Annotated in this window: 16 protein-coding genes, 2 tRNA genes and 1 rRNA gene; 9 read left to right on the forward strand and 10 right to left on the reverse strand. The window is 53.6% G+C overall.

From position 1 onward, the window contains the following. Positions 1–229 precede the first annotated feature (229 nt). The 3 genes from rrf to EPIR_RS04390 all read left to right on the forward strand — a co-directional run bounded on the left by rrf (position 230) and on the right by EPIR_RS04390 (position 1486). Positions 230–345, forward strand: a 5S ribosomal RNA gene (rrf, locus tag EPIR_RS04380). A gap of 100 nt (positions 346–445) precedes the next feature. Further along, positions 446–522: transfer RNA gene (locus EPIR_RS04385), tRNA-Asp, on the forward strand. A gap of 178 nt (positions 523–700) precedes the next feature. Further along, positions 701–1486 (forward strand): endonuclease/exonuclease/phosphatase family protein, encoded by a 786-nt coding sequence (locus tag EPIR_RS04390; RefSeq protein ID WP_048697008.1) that lies wholly within the window; start codon positions 701–703, stop codon positions 1484–1486. 56 nt (positions 1487–1542) lie between these two features. On the opposite strand, the gene EPIR_RS19275 is transcribed toward EPIR_RS04390, so the two are convergent. From EPIR_RS19275 to gloB, 3 genes are all read right to left on the reverse strand, one after another. After that, entirely contained in the window at positions 1543–1674 is a 132-nt protein-coding gene (locus EPIR_RS19275; protein WP_157037500.1) for a transposase domain-containing protein, read from the reverse strand. A 237-nt stretch (positions 1675–1911) separates the two neighbouring features. Further along, entirely contained in the window at positions 1912–3294 is a 1383-nt protein-coding gene (mltD, locus tag EPIR_RS04395) for a murein transglycosylase D (RefSeq protein WP_023654096.1), read from the reverse strand. Between the two features lie 71 nt (positions 3295–3365). Next, complete coding sequence (gene gloB / locus EPIR_RS04400; protein ID WP_048697011.1) at positions 3366–4121, reverse strand: hydroxyacylglutathione hydrolase; 756 nt, start codon at positions 4119–4121, stop codon at positions 3366–3368. A 46-nt stretch (positions 4122–4167) separates the two neighbouring features. Between gloB and EPIR_RS04405 the strand changes: the two genes are divergently transcribed. Further along, entirely contained in the window at positions 4168–4869 is a 702-nt protein-coding gene (locus EPIR_RS04405) for a class I SAM-dependent methyltransferase (RefSeq protein ID WP_023654098.1), read from the forward strand. Positions 4870–4922: 53 nt separating this feature from the next. Here the strand turns inward: EPIR_RS04405 and rnhA are convergent, their stop codons facing one another. Continuing rightward, on the reverse strand, positions 4923–5450 hold the full coding sequence (rnhA, locus tag EPIR_RS04410) for a ribonuclease HI (protein ID WP_338043463.1): 528 nt from the start codon (positions 5448–5450) through the stop codon (positions 4923–4925). Here rnhA and dnaQ point away from each other — a divergent pair. Both dnaQ and EPIR_RS04420 read left to right on the forward strand, forming a co-directional pair. Next, positions 5443–6192 carry a DNA polymerase III subunit epsilon gene (gene dnaQ, locus EPIR_RS04415; protein ID WP_023654100.1) on the forward strand — a complete coding sequence of 250 codons (750 nt, stop codon included), beginning with the start codon at positions 5443–5445 and terminating at the stop codon, positions 6190–6192. The two genes, rnhA and dnaQ, sit on opposite strands and share 8 nt — an antisense overlap. Before the next feature lie 110 nt (positions 6193–6302). Then, positions 6303–6379: transfer RNA gene (locus EPIR_RS04420), tRNA-Asp, on the forward strand. A 44-nt stretch (positions 6380–6423) separates the two neighbouring features. Here the strand turns inward: EPIR_RS04420 and EPIR_RS04425 are convergent. Next, entirely contained in the window at positions 6424–7920 is a 1497-nt protein-coding gene (locus EPIR_RS04425; RefSeq protein WP_023654101.1) for an NCS1 family nucleobase:cation symporter-1, read from the reverse strand. 145 nt (positions 7921–8065) lie between these two features. Between EPIR_RS04425 and EPIR_RS04430 the strand changes: the two genes are divergently transcribed. From EPIR_RS04430 to puuE, 3 genes are read left to right on the forward strand one after another with little or no spacing between them, the layout of a single operon-like run. Further along, positions 8066–8782, forward strand: a complete 717-nt coding sequence (locus tag EPIR_RS04430; RefSeq protein WP_023654102.1) for a GntR family transcriptional regulator — start codon at positions 8066–8068, stop codon at positions 8780–8782. Continuing rightward, positions 8779–9522, forward strand: a complete 744-nt coding sequence (gene hpxA, locus EPIR_RS04435) for an allantoin racemase (RefSeq protein WP_023654103.1) — start codon at positions 8779–8781, stop codon at positions 9520–9522. Before EPIR_RS04430 ends, hpxA begins: the two co-directional genes overlap by 4 nt. A 43-nt stretch (positions 9523–9565) precedes the next feature. Then, entirely contained in the window at positions 9566–10525 is a 960-nt protein-coding gene (gene puuE, locus EPIR_RS04440; RefSeq protein ID WP_023654104.1) for an allantoinase PuuE, read from the forward strand. A gap of 76 nt (positions 10526–10601) precedes the next feature. Here the strand turns inward: puuE and hpxZ are convergent, their stop codons facing one another. The 5 genes from hpxZ to EPIR_RS04465 form a co-directional block, all read right to left on the reverse strand. After that, positions 10602–10985, reverse strand: a complete 384-nt coding sequence (hpxZ, locus tag EPIR_RS04445; protein WP_023654105.1) for an oxalurate catabolism protein HpxZ — start codon at positions 10983–10985, stop codon at positions 10602–10604. Positions 10986–10991: 6 nt separating this feature from the next. Continuing rightward, positions 10992–12386 carry an AtzE family amidohydrolase gene (locus EPIR_RS04450; protein WP_023654106.1) on the reverse strand — a complete coding sequence of 465 codons (1395 nt, stop codon included), beginning with the start codon at positions 12384–12386 and terminating at the stop codon, positions 10992–10994. Continuing rightward, on the reverse strand, positions 12383–12571 hold the full coding sequence (gene hpxX, locus EPIR_RS04455; protein ID WP_023654107.1) for an oxalurate catabolism protein HpxX: 189 nt from the start codon (positions 12569–12571) through the stop codon (positions 12383–12385). Before hpxX ends, EPIR_RS04450 begins: the two co-directional genes overlap by 4 nt. A 12-nt stretch (positions 12572–12583) precedes the next feature. Next, complete coding sequence (locus EPIR_RS04460) at positions 12584–14170, reverse strand: gamma-glutamyltransferase family protein (RefSeq protein ID WP_048697014.1); 1587 nt, start codon at positions 14168–14170, stop codon at positions 12584–12586. Between the two features lie 189 nt (positions 14171–14359). After that, positions 14360–15418, reverse strand: coding sequence for a hypothetical protein (locus tag EPIR_RS04465; protein ID WP_023654109.1), 1059 nt, complete (start codon positions 15416–15418; stop codon positions 14360–14362). Positions 15419–15540: the final 122 nt, after the last annotated feature.

Below are 15540 nucleotides of genomic sequence, written 5' to 3' on the forward strand. Positions count from 1 at the left end.
GAGACAGAGATATTTTCAGCTTGTACCGGATAAAAGAATTAGCGGAAACGAAAGATGTTGTGCTGAATAAGCACCCGATATTCGTTTCTATGTCCGAGTATTTTACGTTGCGGCAAGGCGGCAACTGAGCCGAGTCGGCGGGAGCATACACCAGTATGTGACCGTTGCGAGCGAAGGAAGCCAACGCAGCAGCGGCGTAAAAGACGAAGGACAGAGCACCAAGAATTTGCCTGGCGGCTGTAGCGCGGTGGTCCCACCTGACCCCATGCCGAACTCAGAAGTGAAACGCCGTAGCGCCGATGGTAGTGTGGGGTCTCCCCATGCGAGAGTAGGGAACTGCCAGGCATCAAATTAAGACCAGTTATCTGGTCGTGACTTTACCCCTGACAAGGTAAAGGTGATACACCTGAAATCAGACGGTTTCTGATATCAGTACAGAATCGGTGGAGCGGTAGTTCAGTTGGTTAGAATACCTGCCTGTCACGCAGGGGGTCGCGGGTTCGAGCCCCGTCCGTTCCGCCACTAAAACAGGAAACCCTGACTCATAAGAGTCAGGGTTTTTTTGTATTCAGAATCAGGTTTTTCGTCTTCTTGAGCACTATCCCATTTCATTCAGCAGCCACCGATTGAAACCAGACCATAAAGCCCCTATAACTGAAGGATAGTGAGTCCATTCAGCTGTAACAGTTCAGGCGGTAACGTGCGAAAAAAAACCTATGCCATGAGATATGTAGCAGGCCAGCCAGCGGAGCGCATATTTCCTCCAGTGGCGTTGCTGCATGTTGGAAAGGCGTTAGCACCGTGCATGCCGCTAACCAATGGATCCCGCCTGAGGGTGTTGGTGTGGAATATCTTTAAGCAGCAGCGTGCTGAATGGCTTTCGGTTTTGCAAGATTTTGGTAAAGATGCCCATCTCGTTCTTTTACAGGAAGCACAAACAACCCCACAATTGGTGCGTTTTGCCACCACAAATTACCTGGTTGCCGATCAGGTACCTGCCTATGTACTGCCACAACACCCTTCAGGGGTTATGACGCTGGCTTCAGCACATGCGGTTTACTGTTGTCCTTTACGCGAACGCGAGCCGCTGTTGCGCTTGTCTAAATCAGCACTTGTCACTGCCTACCCCCTTCCAAACGAGCAAGTGCTGATGGTCGTCAACATCCATGCGGTGAATTTTAGTCTGGGTATTGATGTGTACAGTAAGCAGTTGGGGCCGATAGGTGAGCAAATAATTCATCACAGGGGCCCAGTAATTATGGCCGGTGATTTCAACGCATGGAGTCGTCAGCGGATCAATGCGCTCTATCGCTTCGCTCGTGAAATGGGATTACGTGAAGTACGCTTTACCGACGATCATCGTCGTAAAGCTTTTGGCCGCCCGCTGGATTTTATTTTCTATCGCGGAATGGGGGTAGCAGAAGCATCGGTATTGGTAACACGCGCATCCGATCACAATCCCCTGCTGGTTGAATTTGATTTTTAATCCCCAGATAGTGTGAGTTAAGAGACTTTCTGTCGCTGTTTATTGAGGTCACTGTTTCAGGGCCTGTGTGCGGTGAAAGGCTCACCGGTCCTGTCAGTGATATCCATCAGACTCACGATCTCGGTCATGGAGCGATTGCAGAAGATGGAGATGCCAACAACAAGCCAGACCGTGAATTCAAGAGAAATTAGCGCTTGCGGGGTGTGACCGTGTCAGTCAACGTTAACGCCTTCTTAATGAATTCAGCGGGAATGAGGCTAAGGGGGCTATGAGGAGGGGCTTGTGGACGTTCAATTTAAAAAGGGTCCATGATGAATATGAACCCTTTTTACACCAGCCACCGTATCGGTCAACCGATCCTTAAACGATAGACATTACGTATGGCCTGGCTTTATAACAGCATATAGATGCAAAACACAGAATGATTAGCTATCTGGTGTCGCATTGTCCTTAACAAACAGAGTCAGCTTGTCTCCGGGCCGAATATTCTGCGCATTACTGGTGTCACTATTCCAGCGCACAACATCTTTGATGTTAACGCCGTGACGTTTCGCAATACTGGCCAGAGAATCACCCTTACGTACCTGATAGGTGATGCTGTCGCCGTTATCTGCCAGCTGCTTACTCGTATTGTTACCTAAAGTCAGAGTCTGACCTGGTTTAATACTGCTACCGCGTAAATTATTTGTACGCTGCAAGTCTTTTACCGGGACGCCAAGACGTTTAGCAATGCCTGAAAGTGTATCACCGCTACGCACTTTATAAGATGCCGCAGAAACGCTATTCCTGGCCAACGAAGTCGGCTGCACTGCAGCTATATCCCCGGTTGCCAATGAGTCACGTAGTTTAGCCACGTTGGACTTAGGCACCATAATGTAGTGGGGGCCATTAGGTGCCGTAGTGCCTCGGCGGTAGCCGGTATTGAAGCTTTGCAGTTTGCTCAGCGACATACCCGCCATTTCGGCTGCTTGCGTCAGTTCAATCTGCTGCCCGACGTCAACCCGTGCCAGAGCACGCGTTCTGTTTGGAGTCGGCAGACTAATGCCATAACGCTTACTGCTCTTGAGGATCTGCCCCAATGCCAGCATTTTCGGCACATAAACTGTCGTTTCTTTTGGCAGAGCAAGTGACCAGAAGTCCGTAGGTCGCCCTTTGGCCTTATTGGCCTTCATCGCTTTGAGCACGCGCCCTTCACCACTGTTATAAGCGGCGACGGTCAGTAGCCAGTCACCGTCAAACATATCGTTAAGGCGTTGCATCATGTCCAGAGCGACCTTAGTCGATGCAACGACATCACGTCGTCCGTCGTACCACTGAGTCTGCTTCAGACCATAATTTCGTCCCGTTTGCGGCACAATCTGCCAGATGCCTGCGGCATTTGCAGATGATGTGGCATGTGGGTTAAAAGCGCTCTCCACTATGGGTAGTAGTACCAGTTCCATCGGCATTTTACGTTGCTTAATCTGCTCGACTATCCAGTACATATACGGCTCTGCCCGTAATGTTACATCGTGGAGATAGCTCTTATTACTCAGGTACTTCTGTTTCTGTTCGCGTATCCGGTAATTATCCGGAACCTTCATCTTCAGCTCGTCGCTAATGAGATTCCACAAATCTTTGTCTTGCGCAAGGGAGGTCCCATCATCCTGCCAGCGCGGCGACAACATATTATCTGTGTACTGTCCATTTTCACTTTGACTTGCCGAAGACAAACTCTGTGCATGCTGTTCCGGGATATTGGCATCTTGCCTTGACGCCTGACACCCGACCAGCAAGACCGAGGCGAGTATGATCGCTTTAGCCTTCATGTTTGTGTCAATAGTTCGCTTAAAAGACGAGCAATAATACGTGGTCGCTCCCGACAACACAACCTAAAATCTCAAAAACTGTCTTTCTTCTCGCGTAGAGTCGCAAAAATCTCCCATTCGGCAAGTTGAGCGGGATATTGGCTAATTAACCTTTGTAATTCAACATCTTTGGTGCGTAAAAAAATATTTATTTTGCGTTCATGCTCGAGTTTTGTCGGCAATGTTATGCCATTTTTCGAGCGTAACTCCTTAATTTCATGGTAATAGCGGTCTATCTCTGCATCTTGAGGATAAAGAGCATGGGAAAAGGCCAGATTCGATAAGGTATATTCATGCGCGCAACATACCAGAGTATCATCGGGTAGCTGATTAAGTTTCTGAAATGATTCAAACATTTGTTTGGCTGTGCCCTCGAAAAGTCTGCCGCAGCCTGCTGAAAAGAGCGTGTCCCCACAAAAAAGGTAAGGTTCGCTGAAATATGAGATATGTCCTAAAGTGTGGCCAGGTGTGGCGATGATGGTAAAATCGAGGCCCAAAACACGGACCCGATCGCCATCGCCGATAAGAGTGTTGGCACCTTTATCACCTGTTTCCTGTGGGCCATAGACGGTTAAATCAGGATAGTGGGACAAGAGTTCCGCGACTCCGTCCACATGATCATGATGGTGATGGGTAAGCAAAATCGCCTGCGGCTGCCAATGATTTTGTGTTATCGCACGCAGTACCGGAGCCGCTTCTCCGGGGTCGACAATCAGACAGCGGCCAGAATCATCATTTAAGGTCCAGATGTAGTTATCCTGTAGGGCGGGAATGCTGGTAAGATTCATATTCACCTCTTTCATATGCGCACGATGGAAAAGAAGATGGTAAAGCATGAAGCCTGCTAAAACACGCCAAATCCGCCATGTGCCTGAATCCTGGTCGCAGATACCCTGCGGCGAGTATTATCGTGATGCGTTGTCGCATCATCTCCGCCCTTGTCTCGCTAAGATTTTTGGATTTCACCTGCTGAAGATTGGCAGGCTCAGTGCAGAAATTGAGACAGAAAGCTGCGCGATAGCCCATCAGGTCAACGTTGGCATGAGCGGGGAGCGCATGCAGGTGCTTGCCGATCCGGTGAATCTGCCATTCGAGTCAAAATCGGTGGATGCCTGCCTGTTAGCACATACTCTGGCATGGAGCACAGATCCGCATCGTCTTCTGCGTGAAGTGGATCGCGTGTTGGTTGATGATGGTTGGATAATTATCAGCGGTTTTAATCTTTTCAGCGTCTTGGGGATCGGGAAATTGATACCGGGCCTCCACTGCCGCATTCCGTGGAATAGCAAAATGTACAGCCAGATGCGTCTGCTGGACTGGCTTAGCCTGCTAAATTACGAGGTGATGCAATGCACGCGTTTGCAGGTGTTACCGTGGAATCGTCAGGGAGGGAAGATGATCACCACGCATCTCCCGGCACTGGGCTGCATCAATCTGATCGTGGCACGCAAACGCACCTTCCCACTGACCAAGAATCAGGCGAAAAAAAATGCGCAAAAACGACGTCTGCACGCCGTGGGCGTCACCAGCCAATAGCGCGCCCCGGCCGCAGCGCAATATCGTTCAGCCCTGATCTATGAAAAAAAATATTACGCCTCAGACGTGTAGCCGACATCATCGAAGGTCGGATTTCCAGCGGCGTTTCGTGCCAGCTCATCGCAGCGCTCATTTTCAATATGACCAGCATGTCCCTTTACCCATTTCCAGGTAATGTCGTGATGGCTGAGCGCTGCATCTAACCGTTTCCACAGATCGACATTCTTCACCGGTTTTTTGTCGGTCGTTTTCCAGCCGCGTTTCTTCCAGTTATGGATCCAGCTGGTTATCCCCTGGCGAACATACTGGCTGTCGGTACTCAGCACCACGGCACAGGGCTGTGTCAACGCTTCCAGTGCCACGATCGCCGCCATCATTTCCATGCGGTTATTAGTGGTAAGACGGAAACCGGCGCTGAAGGTTTTTTCATGTTTACCATAACGCATAATCGCGCCGTAACCCCCGGGGCCTGGGTTGCCCAGACACGAACCGTCGGTGAAAATTTCTACCTGCTTGAGCATCTCTGGTAGACTCCCTGTAGAAAAAAAGCCAAGTCTGACATAAACGGGTCCTATGAGCACAGTAAATACAACGCGTCAGATCGTACTTGATACCGAAACCACCGGTATGAACATGATCGGTGTCCACTATGAGGGGCATCGCATTATTGAAATCGGTGCTGTTGAAGTGATCAACCGCCGTCTGACCGGCAATAACTTCCATATTTATCTCAAACCCGACCGGCTGGTCGATCCTGAAGCGTTCGGCGTACACGGTATTGCGGATGAATTCCTGCTGGATAAACCCACCTTTGCGCAGATCGCTGATGAATTCCTTGCCTATATAAGCGGTGCGGAATTGGTTATCCATAATGCCTCGTTCGATATTGGCTTTATGGATTATGAGTTTGCCAAATTGCAGCGTGGGATAGCCAAAACCGAAACCTTCTGCAAAATCACCGACAGCCTGGCGATGGCGCGCAAGCTGTTCCCCGGCAAGCGCAACAGTCTTGATGCGCTCTGCTCACGTTACGAAATAGATAACAGCAAACGTACCCTGCACGGCGCACTGCTTGACTCCGAAATTCTGGCAGAAGTGTTCCTGACGATGACCGGCGGGCAGACCTCGCTGACATTCTCAATGGAAGGCGAGCGGGAAAAGCAGCAAGATGGCGAAACTATTCACCGCATTGCGCGCCCATCTTCCGGCCTGCGCGTGGTGCGCGCCAGCGAAGAGGAGCTTTTCGCGCATGAGGCACGTCTCGATCTGGTGGCGAAAAAAGGCGGCAGTTGCCTGTGGCGTCCACAGGAGAGGGATGACTAAACGAGTTACGTCGAAAAAAAGAGCAGTTGATTGTGTTCAAACGAAAAATCGTTGACGAAGTTCACCCAGCACCGTAATATCCGCCTCGTTCCCGACGGGGAACACAGCGCGGAGCGGTAGTTCAGTTGGTTAGAATACCTGCCTGTCACGCAGGGGGTCGCGGGTTCGAGCCCCGTCCGTTCCGCCAAGTATCCAGAAAGGCCGATTCGAAAGAATCGGCCTTTCGTCGTTTTACTCTTCCTGCAATGCCGCGCCACGGGCGTAACCCGGCGTTACGCGTCCGGCCATCTCATGACGTGCCACCCAGCGATAGATACCGGCCCCCAGCGCCACGCCGATAAACCAGCTGAAGTTGGCTACCGTGTGCAGGGATGGGGTAAAGCTAATCACCAGCCCCATCGCTACCGCAGGCAACAGCGCCGCAATGGCTTTCGGATTGAAACCTCCGCGATACCAGTACTTGCCCTGCGGCGTATCATTAAACAGGTCATCGACGGAAATCTGGCTGCGTTTAACCAGATAGAAGTCCGCCAGTAGGATGCCAAACAGTGGTCCGATACATGCCCCCAGCACATCCAGCGTGTAGTGGATCAGCTCAGGCGACTGGAACAGATTCCACGGGGTCAGCAGCACAGAACCCACGGCGGCGATCATGCCACCGGTACGGAAGCTGATTTTCTGCGGCGAACAGTTGGAGAAGTCAAACGCCGGAGAGACAAAGTTGGCGACGATATTGATGCCGATTGTGGCGGTGATCATGGTCAGCAGACCCAGCGCCACCGCCAGATCGTTGCCGACCATGCTGGCAGTCTCAATGGGATCGGTAATCATCCGCCCAAACAGCGACTGCGTACCCGAGACGATAACGACGGTCACGATAGCGAACAGCAGGAAGTTAAACGGCAGCCCCCAGCGGTTGCCCCGGCGGATTTCTGCCATATTTTTAGCGTAACGCGAGAAATCACCGAAGTTCAGCAGCGGGCCGGAGAAATACGAAACCACCAGCGCCGTAGCGGTAATCATCTGCCACACCTGCTCGCTGCCGGACAGCGTCTTGCTCGCCAGCGTCAACGAAATGCCGTCAAAACCGGTTTTGTATACAATCCAACCGGCCAGCGCCCCCATCACCACATAGACTGCCGGGCCAGCCACATCAATAAAGCGTTTGATCGCATTCATTCCATGCCAGAACACCATAGCCTGTAGCAGCCACATCGTTGCGAAGCAGATCCAGCCAAGTTGCGACAGTCCAAGCCATGATGTGTGCGTCAGCGCTGCCAGCCCCGGCCAGAACTTCAGGGATACCAGCATCAGCGCATTAGATGCCAGCCAGGTCTGAATGCCGTACCAGGCAAAGGCAATCAGGCCACGGATCACCGCCGGAATATTTGCGCCAAATACGCCGAATGCCTGGCGACAGACCACGGCATAAGGCACCCCTGTCATCTGGCTGGGTTTGGCCACCAGGTTAGCGCACAGCTGAACAATACAGATGCCGCCCAGCAGGCACAGCAGCACCTGCCAGCTGGCAAGTCCGAGGGTAAAGAAGCTGGCGGCAACCATATAGCCGCCCATACTGTGTACGTCAGACATCCAGAAAGAGAAAATGTTGTACCAACTCCAGTGCTGGTCACGGGTCGGTGCCAGATCCTCATTACACAAGCGCGGACTGTAGTTAGCAGGGGCGTCGGACGCCGGTGGTGTGGAAGAACGTTGACTGTTTGGCATGAAACCTGCTCCTCTGATTGAGCTATCTGTAAACTGACTTAACAAAGACATTGCAGGAACCGGGCCAGATTGAAATTTCATGTATACAAAAACAATAATCAGTGTGTACGATTCTGGCGATCAATCAGGTTGAGTGAGGTAGGCAATGAAGAGTGTAAGCGGGCTGAAAACGGCCTCAGAGCTGGGCGACAGGGATGAGCCTATCTACCAGGCACTGATGACGGCGATCGTTGAACATCAGTTGCCGCCGGGCAGCAAACTCCCGGAGGAAGCGCTGTGCGAGGTGTTTGGCGTCAGTCGTACCGGCATTCGCAAAGTATTGCAGCGCCTCGCGGCGGTGCAGATGGTCACCCTGACGCCCAAACGCGGTGCACAGGTCGCCACGCCGACGGTCGAAGAGGCGCAGGATATTTTCCGCACGCGCAGCCTGATTGAATGTGCAAATTTGCCGCAGGTGCTGGCTCACTGCCAAAGCCCGCACTTGGCCGCGCTGGAAAAGCTCAATCAGCAAGAGCAGCAGGCGCATGACAATCATGATGGTGCAGCGGCCATTCGTCTGTCGGCCGCTTTTCACATTCAGCTACAGGCGATTGCCGGTAATCAGGTGCTGGCCGACATGGTCTCGCGCCTCGCCCGCCGATCCTCGCTGGTGGTAGCGGCTTACGGCGCACCCTGGCAGCAGGGTTGTCGCTGTGACGACCACGATCGACTGGTCGTGCTGCTGCGGGAAAAATCCCTGGCTAAACTGACTGACGCACTACGGCAACATTTCGATCATATTATCGCCAGCCTGCGTTTTGAACGCGGTGGTGAAACGCTGCCGGACTTTGCCCGGCTGTTCGCAGTTAAAGGAGTAAGATGATGGGTAACAAACGGATCATTCAGGTCATTAACCCGAACACCAGCCGGGCGATGACGGAAACCATCGGCACGGCAGCGCGCGCAGTGGCGGCGGCAGATACCGAGATATTGGCGGTATGCCCAAGTCAGGGCGTGCCCTCCATTGAAGGGCATTTTGATGAAGCGATAGCCGCTATCGGCGTGTTGGAACAGGTTAAAGCCGGGCGTGCGCAGGGAGTTTGCGGGCATGTGATCGCCTGTTTCGGCGATCCGGGCCTGCTGGCGGCGCGTGAGCTGGCACAAGGCCCGGTAGTCGGCATTGCCGAAGCCGCGATGCATATGGCAACCCTGGTCGCCACGCGCTTTTCCATCGTCACGACGTTGCCGCGCACGCTGGTTATCGCGCGTCATCTGCTGCAACAGTACGGATTTGAGCATCACTGTGCGGCGCTGCACGCCATCGATCTGCCGGTGCTGGCGCTGGAAGATGGCAGCGGGCTGGCGCAGGAGAAAGTTCGTCAACGTTGTATACAGGCAATGCGTGAAGATGGCAGCGGCGCTATTGTTCTTGGGTGCGGCGGTATGGCCGATCTGGCCCAGGCACTAACGCGTGAATTGGGCCTGCCGGTGATTGATGGCGTCACGGCTGCGGTCAAAATGGTGGAGTCGCTGGTCGCGTTAGGTCTCTCCACCAGTAAGCATGGCGATCTTGCCTTCCCACTGAGAAAAAATCTGTCGGGCCAGTTCGAGTATCTGAACTGAAAGTTCGCACCCGTTTGTTTTTCCGCCGTTAAGGACCGATACCATGAGTCATCCCCCGGAAAAGAAAGAGTACAGCTTCAACAAAAACTACCCGCGCGATCTGCGCGGCTATGCAGGCGAACCACCGCATGCCGCCTGGCCCGCTAAAGCGAAAATCGCGGTACAGTTTGTCCTGAACTACGAAGAGGGCGCAGAGAACAACGTACTGCATGGCGATGCCGGTTCCGAGCAGTTTCTGTCCGATATCATCGGTGCCGCGAGCTACCCTGAGCGCCATATGTCGATGGAGTCGCTGTATGAATACGGCTCCCGTGCCGGTTTCTGGCGCATTCACCATGAATTCCAGCGGCGGGGTCTGCCGCTAACGGTATTTGGCGTGGCAATGGCGTTGGCGCGCCACCCGGAGATTGTCGAGGCGATCAAAGACGCGGATTACGATGTGGTCAGCCACGGCTGGCGCTGGATCCACTATCAGGGGATGGATGCAAAAACCGAACGTCAGCATATGCAGCTGGCGCTGGATACCCTGACTGACCTGTTTGGCAAAACGCCGACCGGCTGGTACACCGGGCGCGACAGCCCCAATACCCGACGGCTGGTGGTGGAACAGGGGGGCTTAACCTATGACAGCGACTACTACGGCGACGACCTGCCTTTCTGGACACGCGTCACCTGTCAGGACGGCACGGTCAAACCGCATTTAATTATTCCCTACACCCTGGAAACCAACGATATGCGCTTTGCTACGGCGCAGGGTTTTAACACCGCCGAGCAGTTCTATACTTATCTGAAGGACAGTTTTGACGTGCTGTATGAAGAAGGGGAGCGCGCGCCTAAGATGTTGTCGATAGGGATGCACTGCCGCCTGCTGGGTCGTCCCGGTCGTTTCCGCGCGTTACAGCGTTTCCTTGATCATATTCAGAAGCATGATCGGGTATGGATCTGTACCCGTCAGCAGATTGCCGACCACTGGATGGAAACGCATCCGCCAGCTGAAGTCTAATAATAGCGGGCTGGATGATCCCAGCCCGTGAAACAGGCGCAATACCACTATTGTCGTATCTGCGCCGGGCGCTCATTCACCCCATCACACTCACCTGTGCCGCGACAATGCGCCAGCCGGCGGGCAGCTTGACCCAAGTCTGCTGCTGGCGGCCAATCTTCTCGCTGCCCGCGCGGGTAAACTCGGTACTGCAAACGGCGAAATCATCGCCGAAGGTGGCGATCGTCGTGTTCTGCAAGCGGCGATCTAACCCGGCTGACGGACGAGCGGCACGAAAGGCGCGTATCGCCTCAATGCCGTACAGATTTTCTCCGGCCCCGAGGCGCACGGTACGTTCATCGTGCCAGAACAGTTCATCCAGCACGGCAATATCGTTACTCACCAGCGCCTGTTCATAGCGAAAAAACGCCGCCGTGACTTCGGCAACGGTCGTCGGCTGGTTGATGGCTTCATTTTTCATCTTTTATCATCCCCTATGTGCAGGCAAGGCCTGGGCAATGCCAAGCTGTTCCAGTACGCGAGCCACCCGCAGGCAGGCTTCTTCTTTAAACGGCGCGGCAATCAGCTGTAAGCCGATGGGCATACCACCCGCAGTGCGCAGCGGCACGGTAGTGACCGGCAGGCCGAGGAAGGAAATGGGCTGCGTCAGCATCCCCATGTTGGCGCGTACCGGCAGGTCGCAGCCGTTAATGCGCATGGTTTCCTGACCAATTAGCGTGGCGCTGGTGGGCGTCGCCGGGGCGATCAGCACATCCACATGCTTAAACAGCGGCAGCACCTGCTGCTGGAAATGGCGGCGGAAGCGCTGTGCCTGTACGTACCAGGCGGCGGGGATCATCGCTCCGGCCAGCAGGCGCTCACGCGACAGCGGTTCAAAACGTTCCGCCGCGCGACGCAGTTCGGGCAGATAGTGGTTGCCACCTTCTGACGCAGTGATAATAAAGGCGGCAGATCGGGCCAGTTCCGCCTGTGGCAGCACGATCTCTTCGCAGGCGTCCAGCGCCCGTGCCGCGCTGGCTACCGCCGCACGGGCATCGTCATCACACCACTGCTGAAACCAGCCGCCGAGCACCCCGCAGCGCAATCCTTCCAGCCCGTGATCCAGCAATGGCGTGACCGGCTGCACCGCCTTGTCGGCCTGGAAGCTGTCGCTGGCATCGCGCCCCTGCAAAACATCATAAACCTGAGCAAGATCGCTAACGCGGCGGGCAAACGGGCCGATATGATCAAGGCTGGCGACAAACGGATGGGTGCCGGAGCGCGACAGGCGGCCAAAGGTCGGCTTCAGGCCGAAAATGCCGCACAGCGATGCCGGCACGCGAATCGAACCGTTGGTATCCGAACCGAGGGAAAAATGCACCAGCCCGGCGGCAACGGCGGCGGCTGAGCCGCCGGATGAACCACCGGCAATACGTGTCATATCGTGCGGATTGCGGGTTGCGCCATAATGGCTGTTTTCAGTAGTGAAACCGTAGGCGTAGGCATCCATATTCAGCATGCCGGACAGCAGGCTACCGCTGGCGGCCAGCTTATCTACCGCCCAGGCATCATGCGCTGCCACCGGGCGATCGCTCAACAGGCTGGCTCCAGCCAGCGTGGTATGCCCGGCGACATCAAACAGATTTTTCACCGCATAAGGCACCGCCGCCAGCGCCGGTAGCGGCTGTCCCTGACGTTGACGGTCATCCAGACGATCGGCCTCGCACAACATGCGATCTTCAGTGATCCCGGTCCAGGCGTTAAGCTGTGGGTTAGCCTGGTCAATGGTGGCCAGCGTCTGGCTGGCAATCTCGCGTGCGCTCAGTTCGCCCGCCGCCAGCGCGCGTTTTAGCTCGCTAATCGATAATGATGCCAGATTCATGCTTTATACACTCCCGCCACTTCCAGCCTGTCGTCCAGTGGGAACGCCATCAGCGGATCGGCCATCGTGGCTATACGACTAAACTGAATAAGCAGTTCGGCGCGGCGCATGTCATCCAGTTCCAGCGCCAGTATCTGCTCCATCTGTGCCACATAAACTGCCCAGTCGGGTTTCATTTGCTTCATCATCTTCTCCCGTTAAAAACCGGCCGCGCTGCCATTGCTGCGCGGATCGAAAGCGCCTTCCAGCATGCCGTTGTTATGGCGCACGATGGCACCGGCATGGCCAACCGCCTCGCTGAAGTCGGGCAGTATCTCTGTTTCATGTCCCAGCGCACGCAGGGCGGTGAGGGTTTGTGGTGAAAAACGGCCTTCCAGCTTCAGCGAGTCCGAGGCCTGTCCCCAGGTACGCCCCAGCAGCCAGCGCGGGGCGCTGACCGCCTGCTGCAACGGCATACCCTGCACAACGTGGCGGGTAAACAGCGCGGCCTGGGTTTGTGGCTGGCCGTCGCCGCCCATCGAACCGTAAACCATCGTGCGGCCATCGCTGAGGCGCGCCGCCGCAGGATTGAGCGTGTGGAAAGGTTGTTTGCCCGGAGCCAGCGCCAGTAAATGATCGGGATCGAGGCTGAACGCCGCGCCGCGATTTTGCCAGGTGATGCCGGTGCCGGGGATCACCACGCCGCTGCCGAATTCGTGATAGATACTCTGAATAAAGGACACCGCCAGTCCGCTGCTGTCCACCACGCCCATCCAGACCGTGTCTCCCGGACCCTTACCGCTACCCCACGGGGCGGCCTGGTTCGGGTCAATCTGAGCCGCCAGCTGGGCTAAACGATCGCTGTCGAGTAACGCCTGCATATCTTCGCTCATATGGCGCGGATCGGTGATGTAACGATCGCGCAGACCAAAGGCCAGCTTGGTTGCCTCGACGATGCGATGAATAGTTTGCGCCTCATCGGCTTCGGCCAGTTTCAGCCGATCGGTAATGCCGAGGATTGCCAGTGAGACCAGGCCTTGGGTCGGCGGAGTCATATTGTAAATGTCACCGTGCTGATGGCGTATGTGCAGCGGCTTAACGCGTTTCGCCCGCTGTGCGTTGAGGTCTTGCAAGGTTATCGGCATCCCCAGACGGGATAGTTCATCCGCCAGCCTGTGTGCCAGCGGGCCGCGATAGAAGCTCTCCAGTCCGGCTTCCGCCAGATGAATCAAGGTACTGGCCAGTTCGGGCTGGGTGAAGCGGCTTCCGGGGCTCGGAATGGTGCCATCTGGGAGAAAGGTGGCGGCAAAACCGGGCTGCTGGTACAGCTCGGCATATTTGCTGGCGGTGGCGGTGGACTGGGATGCGGTGACCGGAATACCGTCGGCGGCATAGCGGATAGCGTCGGTCAGCAGGCGCGCCAGCGGGCGCTGTTTGCCGCCCAGTTCGTGGGAAATCTCCAGCGCCAGTGACCAGCCGCTTACCGTGCCGGGTACGGTGAGCGCCGCCCGTGGGCCGCGATGAGGAATGGTTTTACTGCCCCGGTAGAATTCGGCGGTGGCGAGGGAACCCGCCGCGCCGCTGGCGTCAATGGCTATTGGATCGGCACCCGGTGGCAAAATCAGCCAGAAGCCATCCCCGCCCAGTCCGTTCATATGCGGATAGACCACGGCGATGCTGGCCGCAGCGGCGACCATGGCTTCAATGGCGTTGCCGCCTTCGCGTAAAATCCCCAGCGCCGTTTCGCTGGCAAGGTGGTGAGGCGTAACGGCCATCCCTAGTGGAGCCATATTGCTTTGATTCATGCCATTCTCGTCCATTGGATAACTGATTGGCTTATCAAGCAAGAGTTGTTCCAGTTTGTTGCATGAAGGGGCGATAACAGGGGTAAACCCGTCTGCCAGCAAAATACGCATTGCATGACAAACTGGTACAGGGGCTGTTATCATCGCTATACAGCTAGCTGCCTGCAAGAAAACCGCTCTGGTAAGTGCCTATCCCTCAGGAGTTTTAATCTTTACCCAATTGTTGCGGGTTAAATTCGGTTTATGCGTTGGTACATCTGGCAGTTTAATAACCTCATCTTTGACTGCTGTATTTTTCGCGTTCATTTTAGAATGGTTTGATATTTTATCGGCCATCTCCTTTCTTTTTTTGTTCTCTGTTGTCATTATATATTCTATTTTCTCATTCATCTTATTATGATGACCATATGTTCCCCTTAGCACTGTATTTGTATCTCGAATAACAGCGTTGGCGGCTGTTAATGAAATCAAACCATCAATTCCCTCCATTTGTTCTTGGTTTTCATTTTTAAGTCTTGTCAGTTTTTCTATGTTACTTTTCACCTGTTTACTAATGTAAGGTGTTGCAAGGTATTTGTTAATCTCATCTTCGATGTTTTTCAGGCAGGATTCCATTTTATGTGATAACAGGTGCGGATTCGCTTCGGCCGTAGAGATAATGGCTTTAGTTAGGGTGTATTTATCTTCTAAATATTTATTCTCAAGATCTGACACCTCCTGCGTGAGTCTTTCAATTTTGGCAGTAATTTTTTCACGATTGTATCCAGTTTGATGATATGTATCTTTGGAAATTATTCCTTTTGCTATTGATAACTTGCTTTTAGCTTTACATAATTCAGCATTTGTTTCACCAGGGGTTAAATAGGAAAAACCCTTTTCAAACATAGATGAAACCTTTATCCTGAAAAGAAAGGAGCTATTGTTAAACATTTCTCTTGAAAGTTTATATAATCTCCTTTCAGAGTCGTCTGTATTAGTTGTTTCGTTTTTTAATATTTCATTCTGTCTTTCGATTCCGGCGTTGTATATGTTATCGGCTCTATTATGGTAGGCGTATGAAATTCTTGCCTTTAAATCAGGGTGTCTTTCCGCTTTCTTGCTCAACGCTTTTTCAACAGACTTTGGTATGTTATCTACTTTTTTTATTTGGTCGAGAATACTATGAAATGTTTTACTTGAAATGTTACCCCTGGTGAAATTTGTGAGGTGAACCTTAATAATGTCTTTATTAATAAAATTTACGGTCATTCAAATCTCCCTTATTGAGGGAGTTAGTTTAAATAAACGTATCTTTTTTTGTATCAAAAAACGATAAAAGAAGAGGCAGTATTCAGCAGATGCCATCGGCACATCCGAAAACGCCAAAACAG

It is taken from the genome of Erwinia piriflorinigrans CFBP 5888, assembly GCF_001050515.1.
In the GTDB taxonomy this organism is placed as follows: Bacteria; Pseudomonadota; Gammaproteobacteria; order Enterobacterales; family Enterobacteriaceae; genus Erwinia; species Erwinia piriflorinigrans.